Raw genomic sequence first — 23,043 nt, forward strand, 5'->3', positions numbered from 1 at the left:
AAGGTTTATGTCCGCAGAAAAAAAAGAGCCGCTCCCGCTTGCGGCAGCCCCCGTATTGCCACGTGCACTGCCGCCGAGGCCGCCAGCCGAATTCAGTTCGCCTGAAGCGGCCCTGGCCCGCAAGCAGGCGCGCGAAGACAAGGATGCGCAGGTGCGCGGTGTTACCTCTATCGACGCCATGCGCGAGGCTATCAAGCAGGGGGCGCGCGACTTGCCTGCCATCACCGAGGTGCCTCGCCTGGCCATGCTGGACGCCGCCGCCTTCCGCGCGCGCGCCGCGCAGGGCTTGCCTTTCCTGATGCGCGGGCTGGTGCGGCGCTGGCCCCTGTCGGCATTGGGTCCCGAAGTCTTGCGCGAGCAGTTCAGCCATGTGCCCGTGCGCGCACGGGTAGGCGACTACATCAACACGGCCTTTGCTGCCGATCGCGCCATGCAGGATATGTCGATGGGGCAATATCTGGATCTGGTGGCAGAGGGCAAGTATGTGCTGCCGCCCTACCTGGGCAACCTGGAATTACGCGAGCTGAACCGCCTGTGCCACTGGCCCACGTATTTCGACAAGATGGGCCCGCCGCGTTTCTGGGTGGGGCCGGCCGGCACGGTGACGCCATTGCACTGCGATTACGATGACAATATCTTCGCCCAGGTGTGGGGACGCAAGCGCATCATTTTGTCGCCGCCGCACCACGACGCTTTTCTTTATCCTAGCGAAGCGAACGCCATCCTGTTCGGTTCGCCTTTCGACCCGGAAGCGCCCGATTTCCAGCGTTTTCCCCTGGCACGCCAGGCGACGATGATCGAATGCATCGTCGAGCCGGGCGACATGCTGTACGTGCCCGCTGGCTGGTACCACCAGGTGCGTGCGCTGACGTTTTCGCTGTCCTCGAACCGCTGGGCCAGGGCCGTACCGCTGGCCTTGCATGGGGATACGGCGCTGCGGCGTACCGAAGCTTAATCTGATGATACAATGGCCTTGCCGTCGGCGCGCAGGCGTTTCGGCCGCCACTCGCTGAGGATGCCCGCACAAATGATCAATATCGCGCCCACGATGGCCAGCGCCGGCAGGCGCTCGCCGGCGATACGTCCGATCACGCCAGCCCAGACAGGTTCGCCCGCATAGATCAGGGTCGCCTTGGTGGCGGAGATGCGCTTTTGCGCCCAGTTCATCACATATTGGATCAGCGCGCTGGCGCAGCCCAGGGCCAGCACGCTGAAAATGAACGTCTTGCTGATGACAGGTGGCGCTTCGCCCATGACGGGCATCAGCAGCAGGGCGATCAATGATGCCGTGGCCAGTTGCACGATGGTCACGCGCAAGATGTTCAGCTGCGGCGAGACGCGGCTGATGAGGATGATTTCCAGGGCGATGGCGATGGCGCCCACGGCCGTGATCAGCTCGCCCGTGCCGAAGGCCATGCTCAAGCCATCCGTGCCGGTAAGCAGCAGCAAGCCGACGAACGCCAGCACGACAGCCGCCCACACGGCAGGGTGAGGCCGCTGCTTGAAGACCAGCCACTGCACCAGCGGCACGATGGGCACATAAAAGGCCGTGATGAAGGCGGATTTGCTGCTGGAAATATGCATCAAGCCATAGGTCTGCAGCGCGTAGCCGCCAAAGATGCTCACGCCGATGGCCATGCCCGTCAGCAACTCCGCCTTCGTCAAGTGGCGCAACTGGCCCCGGCAAATCAGGGCGCCGATGCTGGCGGCCACGGCAAAGCGGGCGGCCACGAAGGCCAGCGGGCCGCTGACCGTCACGGCATGTTGCACGACGAGAAACGTCCCGCCCCAGATGAAGGTGATGGCGATCAGGGCCAGTTCGGGCAGGCCGAGGGCGGGCGGGGGACTTGCATGTGTTTTCATGGGGCGCTATGCTATGAGCAAAATATTTCCCATCATCATAGGAGCAATATATTGCGCAGTCAAGCCGAGGCCGGTGGCGTGCTGGCACACCTGGCCACCAATCTGCGGCGCTTGCGCCTTGCCGCCGGCCTTAGCCAGGAGGAACTGGGGCGCAAGTCTGGCCTGAGCCGGCGCATGGTCAACGGCGTCGAGGCGGGCAGCACCAATATCAGCCTGGCCAACCTCGACCATGTGGCGGCCGCCTTGAATGTGGCCTTTGTCGACCTCGTCCAGCCGCCGCAGCAGCCGCACGACAGCCTGCGGGTGCTGATGTGGCAAAGCGCATCGCAGGCCAGCCAGGCCGTGCTGCTGGGCGCGGCGCCCGCCAGCCGCCAGGTGGAACTGTGGTCGTGGACCCTGGCACCAGGCGAGCGCTACGATGCGCAAGCCGATCCGGCCGGCTTCAGCGAAATGCTCTACGTGCTGGAAGGAACGTTGCAGCTTGTGCTGGCGGCGGAAACCAGGCAACTGGCCACGGGTGAATTTTTTGTCTTCAGCAGCGCGCAAGCGTATGCCTACGTGAATACGGGCGCGTCGACCTTGCGCTTTACGCGCAATGTGGCCAGCTGACGGCGCGGTTACTTGAGGCCACACCCCACCAGCAACAGCATCGGCCGCTCGCGCTCTTCGGCCAGGGCCGGTTGCTGCGCGAGCTGTTCGTCGCTGGGTCCCCATTCTTCCATGTGGTCCAGCTGGAAACCAGCGCGTAGCAAAGCATTCAAGGTCGTGCCGAGGGTGCGGTGCTGCTTGATCACGCCTGGCGCCAGCCAGTCCGACATGCGCGGGCCTTGCTGCTGGTAGCTGTCGACGGGCCAGGTCTTGCGGCCCTGCGCATCCGTCAGCCAGCCGGGCTGGCGCGGCGCCATGAAGATCGGGTGCTCGATGGAAAACACCAGCTTGCCGCCAGGCTTCAAGCCGTGGCGGATGGCGGCCAGCAGGGTGTCGAAGCCTTCGATGTAGTGGAACGCCAGCGAACTGTAGACGAGGTCGTAGCTGGCTGGCGGCAAGGCCAGTTGTTCCAGATCAAGCCGCGCATAGCTGACCGCCGGGTGTTCTCCCATGGTGCTTGCCTGCGCCAGCATCTTTTTCGACACGTCCACGCCCAGCACGCGCGCCGCGCCAGCCTCGGCAGCCCAGCGGCAGAACCAGCCATAGCCGCAGCCCAGGTCCAGCACGCTTTTTCCTTGCAACCCGGGCAGCATGGCGCGCAGGGCAGGCCATTCGGGTGCGCTGTCGAGGCCGCCGACAGAGCGCGGCAGCTGGCTATAGGCCGTGAAGAAGGCGTCGTTGTCGTAGATATTCTGTGTCATGCGTCGATGTCCTTGGGGGGCGTGCGCTTGGCATGCCCGCCCCGTTGCGCCCGGTAGATGCCCGCGTGGCCGGAAAACAGGTAGGCCACGACGCAGGCGATGGCCGCGTACACGCCGATCTCGGCGCCGAACAGTTCCATGGCCATCAGGGTCGAGGCGATCGGCGTGTTGGCCGCGCCCGCAAAGACGGCGACAAAGCCGATGGCCGCCAGCAGGGTGACGGGCTGGTGCAACAGCGGGCCCAGCGCATTGCCCAGGGTCGCGCCGATGTAGAACAAGGGCGTCACTTCGCCGCCCTTGAAACCTGTGCCCAGTGAAACAATGGTAAACGCCATCTTGCCGAGAAAATCCCAGGCGGGCAGCGGTTCCTTCAGCGCGTCGGCGATGGTGGGAATGCCCAGGCCGATATACTTGTCCGTGCCGATCAGCCACACGGCGGCAGCGATGATCACGCCGCCGGCCAGCGGACGCAGCGGGGCGTAGGCGATCCAGCGCTTCATCAGGCCGCTCAAACCATGCGTGGCTTGCGCAAACAGTTTACCGGTCACGCCGAACAGCACGCCGGCGAGCACCATGGCGCACAAGGTCCAGGCGGAGAGGGCGGGGATCAACGGCACGGCGTAATGCGTATGGTGGACTCCCCACAGCAAGCCCACCTGGTCGGCGATGACGGCGGCAGCCAGGCAGGGCAGCATGGCTTCGTAGCGCAGGCGGCCGATGGCCAGCACCTCCAGGCCGAAGATGGCGCCTGCCAGCGGCGTGCCGAAGACGGAGGCAAAGCCGGCGCTGATGCCGGCCATCAGGATGATGCGGCGGTCTTCGTTGTTCAGGCGGAACAGGCGCGTGAGCTGGTCGGCCAGCGCGCCGCCCATCTGCACGGCCGTGCCCTCGCGTCCGACGGAGGCGCCGAACAGATGCGAGATGACGGTGCCGCCCAGCACCAGCGGCGCCATGCGCAGCGGAATGATTTTTTTCGGGTCGTGGATTTCATCGATCAGGAGATTCGCGCCGCCTTCGACGCTGCTGCCGTAGCGCAAATACAGCCAGCCGACGGCAAAGCCCGCCACGGGCAGCAGCCAGATCAGCCAGGCGTGCGCCATCCGCGTGCGCGTGGCCCAGTCGAGGGCGAACAGGAAACCGGCCGAAGCCGTGCCGGCCAGCACGGCCACGACCAAGGCCAGCAGCAGCCATTTCAACAGATGCTGTAGTAGATCGGTGAGGGCGCTAAGACGCTGCATCGTGCATCCATTCAAAACTGATGGGTGGGGGATTCCTTACAGGCCCAGTTCCGCCACCAGCACCAGGCCGATAGCGCGCTGTTCGGCCAAAATGGCGCGCAAGTGGTGGGGGCGCGTCTTGACATTCGTCATGACCACGCGCAGCACGTTGGTCGGGCCAGGGTAGCGCGTCGATTCCAGCACCGTGCGCGAAACAAAGCTGTGGCCCTGCGCCTTTTGCCGGTTTTGCAGCTTGGCGTTCAAGGTGTTCAGTTGCTTGTTCAGTTCGGTGGCAGCGTCCACCTGGCCGCCGGCCAGCAAGGCCTCCATGCGCTGGCGCAAGTGCGCGGGCACGTAGCGGTAGGTGAGAATGAACGTGTCCGAACGCGTGACCAGTTCGAAATCCTGCTGGTCGGCCAGTAAATCTTGCAACTGGCCGGACAGGGTGGCCGCCTGCTGCAGCAAGGTCGTGTAGCCGGACACGCCGAGCACCTTGAACGAGGTCCACAGTTTCAAGGCATCGAAGCGGCGCGAGCCTTCCAGCGAAGTCTGGCCCAGGTCGCCCGAGTTGTCGCGCAAGATGTAGTTGGCGTTGTGCTTCAGCAAATTCAGGCTGGCGCTATCCTTGAACAGCACCATGCTTTGCGCCATCGGTACCCATAGCAGTTTATGCCCGTCGATGACGACGGAGTCGGCCAGGGCAATCCCGTCGTACAACGCGCGGTACTGTTCCGCGATCAAGAGCGCACCGCCCCATGCCGCATCGACGTGGAACCAGATGCTTTCTCGCGCGGCAATGGCGGCCATGGCGGCCAGCGGGTCGATGGCACCCGTTTCCGTCGTGCCGGCGATGCCGATCATGGCGACGACCTTGATCTTGCGCAGTTTTAAATCGGCAATGGTCGCTTCCAGCGCGGCGACGTCGATGCGGTTGTCGCGGTCGACGGCCACCAGCTGCAAGGCGTTTTCGCCGAGGCCCAAAGTTGCCAGCGCTTTTTTCACGGAATAATGGCTGCGCGCCGAGCCGATCACGGCCAGCCCCGCGTAGCCCGATTCCTGCATGGCGGCAAACAGGCCCCGCTTGCGCGTGCCCGGTAATTGTTTTTCCAGCGCCACGGCCAGCGCCGTCAAGTTGCCCATGGTGCCGCCGTTGACGACATTGCCCAGCGCGCCGCTGGTGGCGGCCATGGCCTGTGTGTAGACGGCATCGGGCTGCTGGTAGACCTGGCGGTGCAGCCAGCCGAGGATCTGTTTTTCGATCAGGGTCGACACGTACGCCGTCTCGATCTTGACCTGGTTCTGGTTCAGGGTGGCTGTAAACGCTTCGGCCAGCACGCTGATCCACGGCAGGGCCTGCGTCATGTGGCCGATGTATTGCGGGTGGTTCAGCTGGGCCGTATTGGCCAGCACGGTGGTGTCGAGTTCTTGCAGGAAATCCGCCACGGGCATGCCGTGCGCGGGCAGGCAGGTGTCGGACAATTGCGTCAGCAGTTCCGCATACGGCGTGTGCGGATAGGGCGTGTCGCGTTCGGCGGCCAGCCAGCCGCCCAGCATGCCCAGCGCCTGCTGCAGGGGCGCGGGTGCCTGCTGCAGCGCATCGATGGAAAAATGCTGCTGCAGCAGCTGTTCGATAGGGGTATCGGTCATGGCGCGTTGTCTTCTCTACGGATTGCTGGTGCCACGGTGACACAAATGCATCGCGCCCAGGCGGAAGCGGGATTTTACCCGACTCCGCCTGAGCGCATCAGTTTGCTGACTGTCTGTGATCAGAAGTAGTTGAGGCCCAGCGCCGACTTGACTTCATCGGCCGTGCGGGCCGCCACTTCGCGTGCCTTGAACGTGCCTTCCTTCAGCATCTGGATGACTTGCCCCTTGTCCTTGGCGAACTCTTCACGGCGGGCGCGGATCGGTGCCAGCATTTCCTGCAAGACCACGTCCAGGCGCTTCTTGACGATGCTGTCGCCCAGGCCGCCGCGCACGTAATGGGCTTTCATTTCGGCCAGCGCCGCTTTTTCCGGATCGAAGGCGTCCAGGTAGGTAAAGGCGATATTGCCTTCCAGGTGGCCCGGGTCTTCCACGCGCAGATGCAGCGGGTCGGTATAGACTTTTTTCACGGCGGCCGTGATTTCGGCCGAGGTCGCGCCCAGGTTGATGGTATTGCCCAGCGACTTGCTCATCTTCGCCTTGCCGTCGATGCCGGGCAGGCGGCCGATGTCCGGTACCAGCGCCTTGCATTCCATCAGCACTTCGCGGTTGTACATGCGGTTGAAGCGGCGCACGATTTCATTCGTTTGCTCGATCATCGGGATCTGGTCTTCGCCCACAGGCACCACGCCCGCCTTGAAGGCCGTGATGTCGGCCGCCTGGCTGGCAGGGTAGGTCAAAAAGCCCGCTGGAATGTCGCGCTCGAAGCCGCGCAGGCGGATTTCTTCCTTGACGGTGGGATTGCGCTCGAGGCGCGCCACGGTGACGATATTCAGGTAGTAAAAGGTCAGCTCGGCCAGTTCCGGGATTTGCGACTGGATGAACACCGTGGTTTTCGTCGGGTCGATGCCGACGGCCAGGTAGTCGAGCGCCACTTCGACGACATTGCGGTGCACCTTGTCGATGTCGTCCATATTGTCCGTCAGCGCCTGCGCGTCGGCCAGCATGATGAATTGCTTGTAGCTGTTCTGGTAGCGGACCCTGTCGCGCAGGCTGCCCACGTAATGGCCCAGATGCAAGGGACCGGTCGGGCGGTCGCCCGTCAGGATCACGGATTGCGAAGCGATGGCGGCGGGCGACAGCGGTGCTGCCGGTGCGTCATTCTGGTCTTGGGTATCTGGGGTGTTCGGCAAGCTCATCAAGTTTCCTTTTGAGCCGCCTGCATCGGGGATGATCCAGGCTGAGCCTGTTACGCCACCGATCGAGGCGGCGTGGATCTAATTCACATCACTATACAGTGGCCGCGCGAAAGTGAGCGGGACCACCAATTCAAGCAGGCGTGTTGTGAAGGGATAAATTTCATGGCGTTATGGTTGCAGTTTGGGCGCGTTCTGTCAAGTTTGCGGCCCGATTTATCTGCTGTGCTGCGTCAGAGGCTAGCCTACTGTGGAACTTGCTTTCCGGGTATTATTGCCATTCGGCCACTTTTGCGTGGCATGAATCCATTGGAGAACAGTATGCGCGTGTCGTCCCCCGTCCGGCTCACCGGCCTGGCCCTGGTTATCAGTTCCCTGTTTGCTGCGCCCGCGATGGCGCAAACTCCGCCGATGGCGCCCGATATCGGCGCCAAGCTGGTCATGCCCGACGTGAATGATTACGTCAAGCGCGTGGTGATGATTCCCATGCGCGATGGCGTCAAGCTGTACACGGTCATCGTCGTGCCGAAAGACGCCAAACGGGCGCCTATCATGCTCACGCGCACGCCCTATAACGCTGCCCGCCGCGCCCAGCGCGCCACCAGCGCCAGCATGCTGGCCACCTTGCCGCAAGGCGACGACACCCTGGTGGAAAACGGCTACATCCGCGTATTCCAGGACGTGCGCGGCAAGCATGGCTCGGAAGGCGATTACGTGATGACGCGCCCCGTGCGCGGCCCGCTCAACAATACCAAAGTGGACAATGTCACGGATGCGTGGGATACCATCGACTGGCTGTCGAAGAATATCCCGGAAAGCAATGGCAAGGTGGGCATGCTTGGTTCCTCGTACGAAGGGCATACGGTGCTGATGGCCCTGGTCGACCCGCATCCGGCGCTGAAGGTGGCCATTCCCATGAGCGCCATGGTCGATGGCTGGCGCGGCGACGATTGGTTCCATAACGGCGCCTTCCGCATGCCGAGCTTGTCTTACCTGGCATGGCAGACGAGCGTGCGCGGCAGCGGCGAGGCGCCCGTGCTGGGCGCCTACGACGATTACGATGCGTATCTGCGCATCGGCTCGGCTGGCGACTTTGCAAAGAAATTCGGCATCGACAAGCTGACCTATACGAAAAAGCTGTTCGAGCACCCGGCTTACGACAGTTACTGGCAAGAACAGGCGCTCGACAAGATCCTCGCCAAGCGCCCGCTGATCGTGCCCACCATGCACGTGGTAGGGCAGTGGGACCAGGAAGACATCTATGGCCCCTACGCCAGCTACTGGGCGATGGAAGGGCGCGACACGCGCAACAATCTCAATTACCTGGCCATCGGCCCGTGGCGCCACAGCGGCGTCAACTACGAAGGTTCCAGCCTGGGGGCCCTGAAGTTTGACGGCGACACGGCGCGCCAGTTCCGTGAAAAAGTCATGCAACCATTCCTCAATCAATACCTGAAGGATGGCGCGCCGGAAGCGAACACGGCACCCGTCGTGTCGTACCAGAGCGGCACGAACCAGTGGCAGCGCCTGCAGCAGTGGCCGCTGGCCTGCGAGACCTGCGACACCAAGCTGACGCCGATCTATCTGCAGGATGGCTACAAGCTGGGCTTTGCCGCGTCATCGGCCACCGCCGATGCAGCCAGCGGCGCGTTCGATGAATACGTGGCCGATCCGGCGAAACCCGTGCCTTTCGTACCCCGTCCCGTGCGCCTGAACGATGCAGACGTGTGGAAGCCATGGCTGGTCAGCGACCAGCGCGGCTATGCGGACCGTACGGATGTGCTCAGCTATGTCTCGGAACCGTTGAAGACGGCCGTGCGCATCGCCGGCGCGCCGATGGTCAACCTGTTTGCCGCCACCAGCGGCACGGATGCCGACTGGGTGGTGAAGCTGATCGACGTGTATCCGGACGAAGTGCCGTCGCAGCCGGCCATGGGCGGCTACCAGCTGGGCGTGGCGATGGACATCTTCCGCGGCCGCTACCGTGACAGCCTCGAACATCCGACCGCGATTCCTGCCGGCAAGATCGAGCGCTACCGTTTTGCCTTGCCGAACGCCAACCATGTGTTCCTGCCCGGCCACCGCATTGCCGTGCAAGTGCAGTCGAGCTGGTTCCCCCTGTACGACCGCAATCCGCAAACCTTCGTGCCGAATATCTTCCTGGCCCAGCCAGGCGATTATAAAAAGGCGACGCAGCGCGTGTACCACGCGGCAGGGGCGGCCAGCGCCATCGAGTTGCCGATCGCGCCGCTCGACGCCCGCTAGGCCATTCGCATGAGCACGGCGCCTGCCGCGATCAGGCCGATGGCCAGATAGCGGCGGGGGCTGATTTTTTCGCGCAGGAACAGCGCGGCAATGGCGATGGCGAACAGGATCGACGTTTCGCGCAGGGCCGCGATGGCGGCCACGGGCGCTTGCGTCATGGCCCACAGGGCCAGGCCGTACGAAGCGAGCGTGCCGAAACCGCCAAAGGCGGCCAGGCGCCATTGCGTTTGAGCATAGTCAAGCAGGTCGGCGGGGCGGCGCAACGCCGTCCACAGCAGCAGGCCCGTTCCGTTCAAGACAAAAATCCACATGGTGTAGGCGGCCGGCGCGCCGGACAGGCGCACGCCAATGCCGTCGATCAGGGTATAGCTGGCGATGACGCAGGCGTTGCCCAGCGCAAAGGCGGTGGCGCGCCCTGTTTGTTTCGTGGTGCCAGCCGTGGCGGGCCGGCGCGCGGCAACATACAGGCCGAGGATGCCCGCGCAGATGCAGGCGACGGCGCCCATTTGCATGGCGGACAGGCGCTCGCCGATCAGCGGCCAGCTGGCCAGCGCCACGATGAGCGGCGCGCTGCCGCGCATCAATGGGTAGGCATGGCTCATGTCGCCGGCCTTGTAGGCAGCTGCCAGCAGAGAGTAATAGGCCAGCTGCGCCACGGCCGAGGCGGCCAGCCAGGGCCAGCTGGCGGACGCGGGAGAGGTGACGAAGGGCAGCACGGCCAGCGAGATCAGGGCCGCGCCCACGGAGACAAGCACCGTGCTGAGAAAGGTATCCTTGCCCGACTTGACGATGGCGTTCCAGCTGGCGTGCAGCAGCGCGGCAAACAGGACGATGGCGACGACCAGACCGGACATGCGGGCCTTAGCGGGGGCGTATGCTCTGCGACAACAATTCCTGGCGGTGGTGGCGCTGGAAACCTTCCATCAGGACGCCCGAGCGGCCCGCCTTTTCCAGCAGTTCGCGCAAGGTGGCCTGATCTTCCGTCGTCAGCGACTTGCGCGACAGGTAGGCGCCGCTCATGCCCCACGGCAATTCCGGCAGCGCTTCCAGGCGCAATCGGTCGGCCAGGCCATACACGCGCGCATCGTTTTGCGCCACGCCGGCGAGGATGGTGGGGGCCATGATGGTGGCATCGATGAAGCCGCTTTGCATCAGACGTGCCACGGAGAGCGCGTCGACTTCGTAGAACAGGCGTCCCTGGCTGCTCAATTCCTTGGCCAGTGCCTGGTAGGACACGCCATAGTCGTAGCCGCGCACGAGCGCCACGCGCAATTCGCGCCGGTCGATCAGTTCCTGCATGGTGTTGATGGGTGCGCGCGTGCCCTGCAGCGAGATCAGCAGCGGACGGCTGCCCATCAGCGGGATGAACAGGCCATGCTGGTCGCGCCGCGGCGTGCTGCTGGCCGGGATCAGCAGGTCGGCCTTGCCCGCTTCGAACATCGCTTCCAGGCGCGCGCGGGGCACGGCCGTGAAGACAAAGTTGCAGCCGAGCTTGGCGCCCATGCTGCGCAGCAAGTCGGGATAGATGCCGCTGATCGTGGCGCCACTGACGACCACGCTGGCGCCGATCGCCGAGACGGGCACCTGGATGTCGCGCGAGCATTGCGCGCCCGCCAGGGACGGCAGCGCCAGCGCCAGCATGGCCATGGTTCGGCGCCAGGCGCTGGAATAAAAGTCAGTCATACCCATCCTTGCTTGCCATCGAATGCCGGGCGTCGGTAACGCCCCGCTGATTATCCCATTCTCGCCTATTTATTTCTCAAATACAATATTATCCCCGCGGCTACTTTGTGGTGGAAACCGCAAGTCTGGCCAGGCGCTGCGCCTTGAAGTAGCGCCAGGCCACCAAGATGCCCAGGGTTTGCATGATGGCGCACAGATAGAAGGTGCTGCCGATGCGCCAGTCCTGCGGCGGCAAATGGCTCACTTCACCGAGGATCATGCTGCCCAGCAAAGGCATGAGGATGATGCCCAGGCTGCTGATCGATTGCAGGGAGCCCATCAGTTCTCCCTGTTCGCTGGCGTTCGATGATTTCGAGATGATGCCTTGCAGGGCCGGGCCGGCGGCAAAGGCCAGCAGGTTGCACAGGATCAGCGCATACATCATCCAGCCTTGCGTGGCCAGTCCGTACAGCAGGTAGGTGAGGGCGCCCGACGCCATGCCCAGCAGGGATAAGCGTACTTCGCCAAAGCGTTTGATGAGTATGCCCAGCAAGCCCGCCTGCACGACGGCCGCGCACAGGCCCACGCAGAACAGGGCGATGCCATTCTGGCGCGGCGTCCAGTCGAAGCGGAAGTGCGTGTACAGCACCCACGTGGTGTTGAGCATCATTTGCGCAAACGTCATCAGGCCGAAGGCGAGCACCAGGCCGCGGATTTCCACGCGGCGCACCAGTTTCAGCAGCGCGGCGAACGGGTTGATGCGGGCCAGGGTGAACGGTGCGCGCGGGCCCGGCTGCAGCGATTCGGGCACACAGAAATAGCCGTAGATGAAATTGGCCGCCGACAGGCCAGCCGCCACGTAAAACGGCAGGCGCAGATCGATTTCGCCCAGCAGGCCTCCCAGCATGGGCCCGCAAATGAAGCCCAGGCCGAAGGCGGCGCCGATCTTGCCGAAGCTCTTGGCCCGGTTGTCGGGCGTGGAAACGTCGGAGGCATAGGCGGACGCGACCGACATGCTGGCCGACGAGACGCCGCCGATGACCCTGCCGATGAACAGGCAGGCCAGGTTCGGCGCCCAGCCCGTGGCGAGAAAGTTGATGCCCATGCCGGCCATCGAGTACAGCAGCACGGGACGGCGTCCCACGCGGTCGCTGATGGCGCCCAGCATGGGCATGAAGATGAACTGCAGCAAGCCGAAGAGGGCCGCCATGATGCCGTACCAGAATGCTTGGGCATCCTTGCCGTCGACAAAATTGCCGATCAGGATGGGAAGCACGGGCACCACGAGGCCGATGCCCAGCATGTCGATGAAGACGCAGACGAGGATGAAATTGAGGTTGCCGGCGCGCGCGGGCGCGGCGGGCGATGACGGGGAATGGCTGTCGGGGCTGGTTTGATCGGACATGCATGCTTTCTGCGCGTTGGTATTGCGCCGGCGTCTTGCAGTTTTCTGCTGACGCGCGGCGCGATAGCTGAGGCTTGCATTATAGATAGCATGCGTGCTGCTGGCTATCGCCACCAGGCTTATGTGCTCATTCCCCATTCGTCAGCGAAGGCGGCGCGGAAATCCGTCAGCACGGCCAGCCGCTGTTCGGCCAGCGCGCGGCCCGCCGCCGTCTGCATCTTGCCGGGCAATTTGTCGAGCTTGGTGACGATATGGTCGAGCGCGTAGGCCTTGTCGTCGAGCGGGCGATGCGCGGCCAGCGGATCCGTGCCGTGCGCGAGCGCGCTATCCATGCGCGCGGCCGTATAGAACAGGCGCGCCAGTCCCACGGCGCCCAGCGCGTCGATGCGGTCGGCGTCCTGCACGATCTGCGCTTCGATCGTGTGCGGCGGCAGGTTGGCGGAAAAACTGTGCGTCTCGATGGCGTGGGCCACGCCGGCCAATTTTTCTGCCGGGAACTCCAGTTCCGCCAACTGGCGGCAAGCCAGCGTTGCCGCCTGGCGCGAGGCCAGATGGCGCTCGGGATGGTTTTTCGGCAAGTTGACCAGGTCGTGCAGGTAGCACGCTGCCATCACGGTGAGGGCGTCGGCCTGCGCATATTCTTCCAGCAGGACGCTGGCATTGCGCCAGACACGGTGCAGATGGTTGATGTCGTGGGCGCTGTCATCGCCCAGGCCGGCCGTGGCCAGCGCCAGCAGACGTGGTTGCCATTGGGAAAGCAAAGAATGCATGGTTCAAAGTCGTAAAAAAGCAGGGGCCGCCAGTGTGGCATAAAACGCCGCCGCGTGGGGCGGGGCGCCCGGCACTTCGGCGTGCCGTATTTGCCACATAAATTGTATTTTTGAAAAGCATTGGTCAGACGAATGCTCTTTTTTAGTGCATGTAAAATTTACATGGGGTAACATTGCCGCACGGAAATTAGAAGCATAAGCTAATTGCGAGAAAGTATTTGCAAAAACATACAAGTGACAGCCATTCCATCGTGCTTGGCGCGTCACATCCAGGGCTTGCATGCAGCGCGCCCTGGCCTGCGCCCCAGGCGAGTTAACGAAAGGATTATCATGAACACCAATTCCAGCGATACTGGCGCAACCGTTGCCAAGGCTGCCGAATACCTGGCCTTTACCCTGGGCCAGGAAGAATATGGCATCGACATCCAGAAAGTCAGCGAAATCCGCAGCTACGAAACGCCGACCCGCATTGCCAACGCCCCCGAGTTCGTCAAGGGCGTGGTCAACTTGCGCGGCATCATCGTGCCGATCGTCGACATGCGCATCAAGTTCAACCTGGGCACGCCCAGCTATGACCAGTTCACCGTCGTCATCATCCTCAACATCGGCAACCGCGTCGTCGGCATGGTCGTCGACCGCGTTTCCGACGTCACCACCCTGATGCCCGAGCAGATCAAGCCGGCGCCGGACATGGGCCGTTCGATCAACACGGAATACGTAATCGGCCTGGGCACCATCGACGAGCGCATGCTGATCCTGGTCGATATCGACCAGCTGATGTCTAGCGCCGACATGGGCTTGATCGAAAAATTGGCCGCTTGATTTTTCCCCGCCGGTCATTTTGATTGGCTTTGTCGGAAACAATTGACTCTCGACATTGCTTGGTTTTTCTGCAAGGCGCACGCTAGCGCCTTTCCTGGCGCACGGTTCAGCCGAACCGTGCGCCAGTTTCACTTTGGTTTCACTTTTCATGCCCGCCTTGATAGCGCAGCCACGCAGCGCGTCAATGGATGCCATCAGCCGTTCGGCGCGCTGCATCAGGGCTTTTTAGGATAGTCACATGAATGTATTACGCAACGTCAGCATCGGCGTCCGCCTCGGACTCGGTTTTGCCGTGATCTTGCTGTTTTCTATGCTTATTACCGGCATCAGCGTCTGGCGCCTGCACGACGTGGCCAGTTCCACGCGCGTCATGATGGAGCAGCCGCTGGCCAAGGAGCGCTATATTTCCGACTGGTATGGCCGCATCGACAGCGCCGTGCGCCGTACCATCGCCATTGCCCGCAGCAGCGATACCTCGCTCAGCGGCTATTTCGCCGAAGAATCGAAAGTGTCGTCGTCCAGCTCGGCTGAACTGCAAAAGAAAATCGAGGCGCTGATCGACAAGCCGGAAGAAAAAGCCATGTTCGCGGGCTTGCTGGAACAGCGCAAGGTGTATATCGGTTCGCGCGACCAGGTCTACAAGCTGAAGGGCGAAGCGCAGGTCGATGCCGCCAACGAGGTGTTTGAAAAGACCTTCGTGCCGGCCGCCGCCAAGTACCAGAAGATGGTGCTGGACTTGCTGGAACACCAGCGCGCCAGCATCGACACGACGGCGCGCGAGATCGACGCCGTCGCCACTACCAGCCGCAACCTGCTGCTGGTGCTGGCCGTGCTGGCGCTGGGCTTTGGCGTCGTCTGCGCCTGGCTGTTGACGATGGGCATCGTGCGTCCCTTGCGCACGGCCGTGGAGATTGCACGCAAGGTGGCCGATGGCGACTTGACGGCGCAGATCGACGCCAGCGCCAACGATGAAACGGGGCAATTGCTGCAAGCGCTGAAGGACATGAACACGAGCCTGCTCAACATCGTCGGCGAAGTGCGCAGCGGTACGGACAGCATCGCGACCTCGTCGACACAGATTGCCGCAGGTAACCAGGACCTGTCTTCCCGCACGGAAGAGCAGGCCGGTTCGCTGGAAGAAACGGCGTCGTCGATGGAAGAGCTGACCAGTACCGTGAAACAGAATGCGGACAATGCGCGCCAGGCGAACCAGCTGGCGGCATCGGCCGCACAAGTGGCCGTCAAGGGTGGGGAAGTCGTGGCGCAAGTGGTGGGCACGATGGAATCGATCAACGCGTCGTCGAACAAGATCGTCGACATCATTTCCGTCATCGACGGCATCGCTTTCCAGACGAATATCCTGGCGCTGAACGCGGCCGTGGAAGCGGCCCGTGCGGGTGAACAGGGCCGCGGCTTTGCCGTCGTGGCGTCCGAAGTGCGCAACCTGGCCCAGCGTTCAGCTTCTGCCGCGAAAGAGATCAAGACCCTGATCGGCGCTTCTGTGGAGCAAGTCAACGCGGGCAGCATGCTGGTGGCGCAAGCCGGTTCGACCATGACCGATATCGTTGACAGTGTGCAGCGCGTGAGCGACATCATCACGGAAATCACGGCAGCGAGCAGCGAGCAAAGCGTGGGCATCGACGAGATCAACCGCGCCATCGGCCAGATGGATGCCGTCACGCAGCAAAATGCGGCCCTGGTGGAAGAGTCGGCCGCCGCCGCCGAATCGATGCAGCACCAGGCGCATAACCTGGCGCAAGTCGTCAGCGTCTTTAAATTGAATGGCCAGCAGACGCTGAGACGCCCGGCAACTTCGCAAACCGCCTTGCGCATCGGCACACGCTGATGGCGCCGCGGCTGCCCCGTGCAGCCGCTTTCTGCTGTTCCCCTTTTATATAGTCTGGTTCCGCTTTTTTAGGATATTCACATGAATTTGTTAAGAAACGTCAGTATTGGTGTGCGCCTCGGCCTGGGTTTTGCCGTGATCTTGCTGTTTTCCATGCTCATCACGGGCATCAGCGTGTGGCGCTTGCATGACGTGGCCACGGCCACGCGTTCCATGATGGAATTGCCGCTGACGAAGGAACGCTATATTTCCGACTGGTACGCGAAAATCGACAGCGGCGTGCGCCGTACCACGGCCATCGCGCGCAGCAGCGATACGACCTTGGGCGCATATTTTGCGGAAGAGGCCAAGCAATCGTCGGTGGTTTCGGGCGAATTGCAAAAGAAAATCGAAGCCTTGATTTCCAGCCCGGAAGAAAAGGAACTGTTCCGCCTCGTGAGCGAACAGCGCAAGGTTTACCTCGATTCGCGCGCGCAAGTATCGAAGCTGAAGGCGGATGGACAGGAAGCGGAAGCGGAGCAAGCGTTCCAGGGCATCTTCGTGCCCGGTTCGACGAAGTACCTGAAAGTGGTCAACGACATGCTGCAGCACCAGCGTGCCAGCATCGATAAAACCGCGCGCGAGATCGACGAGGTCGCCAAGACGAGCCGCAACTTGCTGCTGACCCTGGCCGTGCTGGCGCTGGGCTTTGGCGTCGTCTGCGCCTGGCTGTTGACGATGGGCATCGTGCGTCCCCTGCGCACGGCCGTGGAGATTGCCCGCAAGGTGGCCGATGGCGACTTGACGGCGCAAATCGACGCCAGCTCCAAGGATGAAACCGGGCAATTGCTGCAAGCGTTGAAGGATATGAACACGAGCTTGCTGAACATCGTCAGCGAAGTGCGTACGGGCACGGACAGCATCGCCACCTCGTCGACGGAAATCGCCGCCGGCAACCAAGATCTGTCTTCCCGCACGGAAGAGCAGGCCGGTTCCTTGGAAGAGACAGCGTCGTCGATGGAAGAGCTGACGTCGACCGTGAAACAGAATGCGGACAATGCGCGCCAGGCCAACCAGTTGGCGGCATCGGCCGCGCAAGTGGCCGTCAAGGGTGGCGAAGTCGTGGCGCAGGTGGTGGGCACGATGGAATCGATCAACGCTTCGTCGAACAAGATCGTCGACATTATCAGTGTCATCGACGGCATCGCCTTCCAGACGAATATCCTGGCGCTGAACGCGGCCGTGGAAGCGGCACGCGCCGGCGAGCAGGGCCGTGGCTTTGCCGTCGTGGCGTCCGAAGTGCGCAACCTGGCCCAGCGTTCCGCTTCGGCGGCGAAAGAGATCAAGACCCTGATCGGCGCATCCGTGGAGCAAGTCAACGCGGGCAGCATGCTGGTGGCGCAAGCCGGTTCGACCATGACCGATATCGTCGACAGTGTGCAGCGCGTGAGCGACATCATCACGGAAATCACGGCAGCGAGCAGCGAGCAAAGCGTGGGCATCGACGAGATCAACCGCGCCATCGGCCAGATGGATGCCGTCACGCAGCAAAATGCGGCGCTCGTGGAAGAGTCGGCGGCCGCCGCCGAATCGATGCAGCACCAGGCGCATAACCTGGCGCAAGTCGTCAGCGTGTTCAAACTGAATGGGCAGCAGGCCAGTGTCAGCGGTTTGAAGGGGGCCAAGCGCCCGGTGGCGAAAGAGCAGAAGGATGCGTTGCGGATCGGTCGCGCTGCTTAAGTTGCTTACCCCGTAAAAGCTGGGGTCGTACCCTGGAGGGTACGACCCCGGTATTTAGGACTCTGGGGTAAGGTTTGCAACCGCCATCTGCGACAGTTTGTCCGCCTCGCCATTCCTGTGGCGCGGCAGCCAGCGCAAGCTGACCTCATTGAATTGTTCCAGCAGGGCCACTACGGTGGCCCTCTGCGTTTCCAGTCCTTTGGCGCCGACCGGCGTCGTTCCCAGCACGTCGTTGATCACCACCTGGCTGTCGCCGTACAGCAGCAACTGCACGGGCGGCGGGCGCACGGCTAGCGCCGCTTGCAGCACGGCCGTCAGGGCCGCGTATTCCGCGTCGCTGCTGCTGCCATACCCGGCCGCCTCGCTCACTTCGATGCGCTCGCCATTCGGCCCCAGCAGCAGTGCACCTATGCCCAGCTTGCCTGGATTCGGGTGGGCGGAACCGTCGAACCAGCCGCGCCAGGCCAGCGGACCGCCATGGTCCTGGCGGCTGAGCGCTAGCTGCGCGCGGCGCGCCTGCATCTTGGCTTCCTTGCGTGCTTTGCGCGCCTGCGCTTCCGCCGTCATGGCTTGATCAGGAAGGTGTCGATGAGGCTGGCTACCCAGCACGCCACCAGGACGCCCACGGCCACTGTCATGGCCGGGCCGTCATTGGCGGACAGCGCATCGACCTTTTCCACGATCAGCTGCACGTCGAGAGGCAGGGCGCCGCTGTCGATCTGTGCCATTACCTGGTCCAAACGTGCCATGATCTGGCGTAATACGAGCACCAGCGCGACCAGGGCCGGCACGAGGAAGAGGCAGCCGCGCGCCTTGCGTTTCAATACAAAATGCCCGCTGCCGGGAAACACGAGACCCGACAGCAGCAGGGCGAGATTACGTTTGGAAAGGGGGGAGCCGCTCATGCGTGCCTTTGTGAGAAGAAAGAGCGGTTCATCATACTATTGCCAGCCGAATTTGCGCAGATACACGCGCTTCATGAACGTTGTCAGCACCGTGTAGCAGACGAGGATGCCCAGCAGCCATGGGAAATATCCGAGCGGCAAGGCTTGCAGCTTGAAGTAGGTCGCCAGCGGACCCATCGGCAGGAAGACGCCCACGGCCATGATGGCGGTGGTGGCCACCAGCAGGGGCACGGATGCGATGCTGTCGATGAACGGCAGCTTGGGCGTGCGGATCAGGTGCACGATCAAGGTTTGCGTGAGTAGCCCCACGACGAACCAGCCGGACTGGAACAAGGTTTGCTGTTCGGGCGTATTGGCGCCAAACACATGCCACATCAGGATAAACGTGCTGATGTCGAAGATCGAGCTGATGGGACCGAAGAACACCATGAAGCGGCCGATGTCGCGCGGATTCCAGCTCAACGGCTGCTGGATCAGTTCGGCGTCGACATTGTCGAACGGGATGGCGATCTGCGACACGTCATATAACAGATTTTGCACCAGCAAGTGCAGCGGCAGCATCGGCAGGAACGGTAAAAAGGCGCTGGCCACCAGTACGGAAAACACATTGCCGAAGTTCGAGCTGGCCGTCATGCGGATGTATTTGAGCATGTTGCTGAAGGTGCGCCGGCCTTCCAGCACGCCTTCTTCCAGCACCATCAGGCTCTTTTCCAGCAGGATGATGTCGGCCGCTTCCTTGGCGATATCGACGGCCGAGTCGACGGAAATGCCGATGTCGGCCGCGCGCAGGGCGGGCGCGTCGTTGATGCCGTCGCCCATGAAGCCGACGATATGGCCATTGCCGCGCAGCGCACGCACGAGGCGCTCCTTGTGCAGCGGGCTGAGCTTGGCAAACACGGTGTTGTCCTCTGCCGCCTGCGCCAGGGTGGCGTCGTCCATGTCATCGAGCTGCTGGCCTTGCAGCACGCCATGCACGGCCAGGCCCACTTCGCGGCAGATCTTCGCCGTCACGAGGTGGTTGTCGCCCGTCAAGACTTTCACGGTCACGCCGTGTTCGGCCAGCGCGCGCAGGGCGGGTGCCGTCGATTCCTTCGGCGGATCGAGGAAGGCCACGTAGCCGATCAGGGTCAGCGCCGTTTCATCGGCCACGCCATACACGGTTTTATGCGGCGGCACTTCCTTGACTGCCACTGCCACGACGCGCAAGCCTTCCGCATTGAGGCCATGCGTGGTTTCCAGCACCTTGTCCAGCAGGGCAGGATCGAGCGGAATATTCACGCCACCGAGGCGCAGATGGCTGCAGGCGGCGAGGATTTCCTCGACGGCGCCCTTGCAGATCAGCTCATGATGATCATTTTTTTCGGAAACGACGACGGACATGCGGCGGCGCACGAAATCGAACGGGATTTCATCGACTTTCACGTAATCGCGGGCCAGCTGCATTTCCGTCTGCAATTCCACATGGTCGAGCACGGCGCGGTCCAGCAGATTTTTCAGGCCGGTCTGGTAGTGGCTGTTCAAATAGGCAAATTGCAGCACTTCATCGGACGGTTGGCCGAACACGTCCGTGTGACGCTCAAGCACGATCTTGTCTTGCGTCAAGGTGCCCGTCTTGTCCGTGCACAGCACATCCATGGCGCCGAAGTTCTGGATCGCATCGAGGCGCTTGACGACGACTTTCTTTTTCGACAGTTTCACGGCGCCCTTGGCCAGGGTGCTGGTGACGATCATGGGCAGCATTTCCGGCGTCAGGCCGACAGCGACAGAGAGGGCAAACAGGAAAGCTTCCATCCAGTCGCCCTTGGTCCAGCCATTGATCAGGAACACGAGCGGCGCCATCACGAGGGCGAAGCGGATCAAGAGCCAGCTGACGCTGTTCACGCCCGCCTCGAACGCCGTCGGCGTGCGCTCGGTGGCCGTCACCCTCGTGGCGATGGTGCCAAAATACGTGCGGTTGCCGGTCGCCAGGACCAGCGCCGTGGCCGCGCCCGAAATCACGTTCGTGCCCATGAACAGCAAATTGGCCAGTTCCATGGGATCTTTGCCATGGGCGTCGGCCAGCTCGGCCATCTTTTCCACCGGCAAGGATTCGCCCGTCATGGCGGCCTGGCTGACGAACAGGTCTTTCGCGGACAGCAGACGGCAGTCGGCGGGGATCATGTCGCCGGCCGACAGCACGATGATGTCGCCCTGCACCAGCTGGCGGATCGGCAGTTCGATCTGCTGGCCGTTGCGCAGCACGGTGGCCGTATTGCTGACCATGGCTTTCAGGCGCTCGGCGGCGCGGTTCGAGCGGCCTTCCTGCACGAAACGCAGCAGGGTCGACAAAATCACCATGGTGCCGATGACGATGGTCGCCTTCGGATCTTCTGTCAGGTAGGACACGATGGCCAGCACGGTGAGCAGCAGGTTGAATGGATTCTTGTAGCACAGCCACAGGTGCTGGTACCAGGCCAGCGGTTTTTCATGCTCGACCTCGTTCGGGCCCGTTAGCGCGCCGATGACTTGCGCCTCGGCATCGCGCAAGCCTTCGATGCGCGTGTGCAGGCGGTTCAGCGCGCTGTCGAGCTCTTCATGGGCGGCGGCCAGCAGCTGGCGCGCCAGATGGTCGGGCACGGGGCGGGCCGTGCTGTTTTCCAGCGGCATGGCGCGGCGGCGGAAATGGCCGGACGTATGGCGTTTGCGCAGGAACGATTCGAATAAGCGGGTGAAGAGGTTCATGGCTCTTCCTTTCACGGCGAGGTGTTGACGGGCGGCGCAGCCGCAGGCAAGACTTGCGTGCCGCCAAGGCAACATGACGAATCATGACGCTGGCGGGCAATCCGGGTCAGTAGCCGGTCGCGATCGGAAAGAGGGGGAGGGCGCGCAGCCGGACTGGCCGCACGAGACACCGCACCTTGCTCAGCAAGGCACGGAGGAAAGAGAGTTCCGCGTTGCTTGCTGTTTAGCTGCCGAGGCAATCACCGATACAAGATCGGCTACTGTCACTAGAACAAGTACCCACGTGGGACTCCGTAAATGAATAATGAGGGCATCTTATGGATGGGCTGCAAGAGTGTCAACTGAAGAAATCTTAGGTTTCCAAAGTGTAATGTTGACGTCAAGGTGCCTGCAATTGCGCGAGCGCCCGCGCCACACCGAGCGATGGGCTCGACAGCACCGGCACGCCCAGTTCCTGCAGTGCCTGCGCTGCCGGCGCCATCGACGCTTGCGCCAGCACGATCACGTCGGCCGCCGGCGTGGCTGTCATTATGCAGCCGGTGATGGCGCCGATATACGCCGCGTGATCGCCAGCCTGGAAGTGCGTCCACGCGCCTTCGGCCAGCAGCGACTGCAACTGGATAGGCCTGTCCAGCGCGGCAGCCGATTCCTGCAACAGGCGCGTGGTGGGCGCCAGCGTGCTGGCCAAGGCCGCCACGACCAGGATGCGCGGGCCTGCCAGCACGGCGGTATCGGCCATGGCGCGGTCGATGCGCATGGCGGTGTAGCGTCCGCCGGTCGGCGTGCGTTCGGCGGCGGCTCCGATGGTGGAGCACGTGCAGACCACGACGGCCGCCCCGTTGGCAGCGGCAGCCGCCATGGCGGCGTGGATGCGCCGTTCCAGCGCGGCCTCGTCGGCGCCGGCTTGCTGCGCCGCCGCCAGCAACGCTTCATCCACATGGTGTTCGGCGACCATGCCTGGCGCCTGCGTATCGAGAAGGCGCGCGAAGCTGGCCACATGCACGGGAGACGTGTGCAGGAAGGAAATGAATGATGTCATGAGGAAGGCGTAGCCGTTTGCGTCATCGCCAGTGAATCGGACAATATCTGCCACAGGGCTGCATGGCGCTGCTGCAGCGCGGCGCCGCCCGCGTAGATCAGTTCCACGTGCAGGCTGTCGACGATGCCCAGGTAGGCTTGCGCATACAGGTCGACGCGCTGCGGCGCCAGGGCAGGCGCCATGCGGCCCAGGCTGGCCACGTAATGTCGCTGCAATTGCGCAAGCAAGGCTTCATAGCCCGTGCCGACTTCGATGCGCAAGGGCGCGGGCGGTAAATATGCCGTGCGCAGCAAAAAGCGCAGGTGGGCCGACTCCGCGTAGCGCTGCGCCATGCGGTCGCAATACAGGGCGCCGGCCTGCAGGCCGCCGGGCGCCGTCAGCGCCGCTTCGTCGGCGAAGCAGCTATCCATGAACGCTTGTTCCTCGGCCAGCGCGTCGGCAAACACGTCGAGGAAGAGGGCGTCCTTGCCGGCGAAGTGCGAGTACAGCGAAGCCTTGCGCATGCCCGCCTGTTCGGCGATGTCGCTGAGCGACGAGGCGTCGTAGCCGTGTTCGGAAAAATGCACGACGGCGACGGCGCAGATGTTATCGGCCGAGGCCGAGCGTTTCTTCATATGAGG

Annotated in this window: 20 protein-coding genes; 6 read left to right on the forward strand and 14 right to left on the reverse strand. The window is 62.9% G+C overall.

The window, feature by feature from the left end; genetic code table 11:
* Window positions 1-7 precede the first annotated feature (7 nt).
* Window positions 8-955, forward strand: a complete 948-nt coding sequence (locus KO538_RS11840; protein WP_219328404.1) for a cupin-like domain-containing protein — start codon at window positions 8-10, stop codon at window positions 953-955.
* Here the strand turns inward: KO538_RS11840 and KO538_RS11845 are convergent.
* On the reverse strand, window positions 952-1,863 hold the full coding sequence (locus KO538_RS11845; protein ID WP_219328405.1) for a DMT family transporter: 912 nt from the start codon (window positions 1,861-1,863) through the stop codon (window positions 952-954). The genes KO538_RS11840 and KO538_RS11845 overlap by 4 nt on opposite strands.
* A 51-nt stretch (window positions 1,864-1,914) precedes the next feature.
* On the opposite strand from KO538_RS11845, the gene KO538_RS11850 reads away from it, so the two are divergent.
* Window positions 1,915-2,472, forward strand: a complete 558-nt coding sequence (locus KO538_RS11850) for a helix-turn-helix domain-containing protein (protein WP_219328406.1) — start codon at window positions 1,915-1,917, stop codon at window positions 2,470-2,472.
* Between the two features lie 8 nt (window positions 2,473-2,480).
* On the opposite strand, the gene KO538_RS11855 is transcribed toward KO538_RS11850, so the two are convergent.
* The 4 genes from KO538_RS11855 to trpS all read right to left on the reverse strand — a co-directional run bounded on the left by KO538_RS11855 (window position 2,481) and on the right by trpS (window position 7,272).
* Window positions 2,481-3,212, reverse strand: a complete 732-nt coding sequence (locus KO538_RS11855) for a bifunctional 2-polyprenyl-6-hydroxyphenol methylase/3-demethylubiquinol 3-O-methyltransferase UbiG (RefSeq protein WP_219328407.1) — start codon at window positions 3,210-3,212, stop codon at window positions 2,481-2,483.
* Complete coding sequence (locus KO538_RS11860; RefSeq protein WP_219328408.1) at window positions 3,209-4,450, reverse strand: voltage-gated chloride channel family protein; 1,242 nt, start codon at window positions 4,448-4,450, stop codon at window positions 3,209-3,211. Before KO538_RS11860 ends, KO538_RS11855 begins: the two co-directional genes overlap by 4 nt.
* 36 nt (window positions 4,451-4,486) lie before the next feature.
* The gene (locus KO538_RS11865) at window positions 4,487-6,076 is read right to left on the reverse strand and encodes a pyridoxal-dependent decarboxylase (protein ID WP_219328409.1); all 1,590 of its coding nucleotides are present in this window, start codon (window positions 6,074-6,076) and stop codon (window positions 4,487-4,489) included.
* A gap of 119 nt (window positions 6,077-6,195) precedes the next feature.
* The gene (trpS, locus tag KO538_RS11870) at window positions 6,196-7,272 is read right to left on the reverse strand and encodes a tryptophan--tRNA ligase (protein WP_217494627.1); all 1,077 of its coding nucleotides are present in this window, start codon (window positions 7,270-7,272) and stop codon (window positions 6,196-6,198) included.
* A 318-nt stretch (window positions 7,273-7,590) separates the two neighbouring features.
* Here trpS and KO538_RS11875 point away from each other — a divergent pair, with 318 nt between their 5' ends.
* The gene (locus tag KO538_RS11875) at window positions 7,591-9,534 is read left to right on the forward strand and encodes a CocE/NonD family hydrolase (protein WP_219328410.1); all 1,944 of its coding nucleotides are present in this window, start codon (window positions 7,591-7,593) and stop codon (window positions 9,532-9,534) included.
* Here KO538_RS11875 and KO538_RS11880 read toward each other — a convergent pair.
* From KO538_RS11880 to KO538_RS11895, 4 genes are all read right to left on the reverse strand, one after another.
* Window positions 9,531-10,388, reverse strand: coding sequence for a DMT family transporter (locus KO538_RS11880; protein ID WP_219328411.1), 858 nt, complete (start codon window positions 10,386-10,388; stop codon window positions 9,531-9,533). The two genes, KO538_RS11875 and KO538_RS11880, sit on opposite strands and share 4 nt — an antisense overlap.
* 7 nt (window positions 10,389-10,395) lie before the next feature.
* A complete protein-coding gene (locus tag KO538_RS11885; RefSeq protein WP_072454011.1) occupies window positions 10,396-11,217 on the reverse strand; it encodes an ABC transporter substrate-binding protein in 822 nt (273 codons plus the stop codon).
* 100 nt (window positions 11,218-11,317) lie between these two features.
* Window positions 11,318-12,739 (reverse strand): TCR/Tet family MFS transporter, encoded by a 1,422-nt coding sequence (locus tag KO538_RS11890; RefSeq protein ID WP_083292700.1) that lies wholly within the window; start codon window positions 12,737-12,739, stop codon window positions 11,318-11,320.
* Complete coding sequence (locus KO538_RS11895) at window positions 12,721-13,371, reverse strand: HD domain-containing protein (protein WP_070303118.1); 651 nt, start codon at window positions 13,369-13,371, stop codon at window positions 12,721-12,723. The genes KO538_RS11890 and KO538_RS11895 overlap by 19 nt, the downstream gene beginning before the upstream one ends.
* A gap of 330 nt (window positions 13,372-13,701) precedes the next feature.
* On the opposite strand from KO538_RS11895, the gene KO538_RS11900 reads away from it, so the two are divergent.
* The 3 genes from KO538_RS11900 to KO538_RS11910 all read left to right on the forward strand — a co-directional run bounded on the left by KO538_RS11900 (window position 13,702) and on the right by KO538_RS11910 (window position 17,758).
* Window positions 13,702-14,193, forward strand: a complete 492-nt coding sequence (locus tag KO538_RS11900) for a chemotaxis protein CheW (RefSeq protein WP_034752308.1) — start codon at window positions 13,702-13,704, stop codon at window positions 14,191-14,193.
* Window positions 14,194-14,431: 238 nt separating this feature from the next.
* Window positions 14,432-16,039, forward strand: a complete 1,608-nt coding sequence (locus KO538_RS11905) for a methyl-accepting chemotaxis protein (RefSeq protein ID WP_219328412.1) — start codon at window positions 14,432-14,434, stop codon at window positions 16,037-16,039.
* A gap of 81 nt (window positions 16,040-16,120) precedes the next feature.
* Window positions 16,121-17,758 (forward strand): methyl-accepting chemotaxis protein, encoded by a 1,638-nt coding sequence (locus KO538_RS11910; RefSeq protein WP_219328413.1) that lies wholly within the window; start codon window positions 16,121-16,123, stop codon window positions 17,756-17,758.
* Between the two features lie 54 nt (window positions 17,759-17,812).
* Here KO538_RS11910 and KO538_RS11915 read toward each other — a convergent pair whose 3' ends face one another.
* The 5 genes from KO538_RS11915 to KO538_RS11935 form a co-directional block, all read right to left on the reverse strand.
* On the reverse strand, window positions 17,813-18,325 hold the full coding sequence (locus tag KO538_RS11915) for a ribonuclease HI family protein (protein WP_219328414.1): 513 nt from the start codon (window positions 18,323-18,325) through the stop codon (window positions 17,813-17,815).
* Entirely contained in the window at window positions 18,322-18,663 is a 342-nt protein-coding gene (locus KO538_RS11920; protein ID WP_072454006.1) for a hypothetical protein, read from the reverse strand. Before KO538_RS11920 ends, KO538_RS11915 begins: the two co-directional genes overlap by 4 nt.
* 36 nt (window positions 18,664-18,699) lie before the next feature.
* Window positions 18,700-21,384, reverse strand: coding sequence for a magnesium-translocating P-type ATPase (gene mgtA / locus KO538_RS11925; protein ID WP_219328415.1), 2,685 nt, complete (start codon window positions 21,382-21,384; stop codon window positions 18,700-18,702).
* A gap of 379 nt (window positions 21,385-21,763) precedes the next feature.
* Complete coding sequence (locus tag KO538_RS11930; protein WP_070304002.1) at window positions 21,764-22,423, reverse strand: Asp/Glu/hydantoin racemase; 660 nt, start codon at window positions 22,421-22,423, stop codon at window positions 21,764-21,766.
* The gene (locus tag KO538_RS11935; RefSeq protein ID WP_219328416.1) at window positions 22,420-23,037 is read right to left on the reverse strand and encodes a TetR/AcrR family transcriptional regulator; all 618 of its coding nucleotides are present in this window, start codon (window positions 23,035-23,037) and stop codon (window positions 22,420-22,422) included. Before KO538_RS11935 ends, KO538_RS11930 begins: the two co-directional genes overlap by 4 nt.
* Window positions 23,038-23,043 lie beyond the last annotated feature (6 nt).

Source organism: Janthinobacterium sp. NKUCC08_JDC, assembly GCF_019345575.1.
Lineage (GTDB): Bacteria > Pseudomonadota > Gammaproteobacteria > Burkholderiales > Burkholderiaceae_D > Janthinobacterium > Janthinobacterium aestuarii.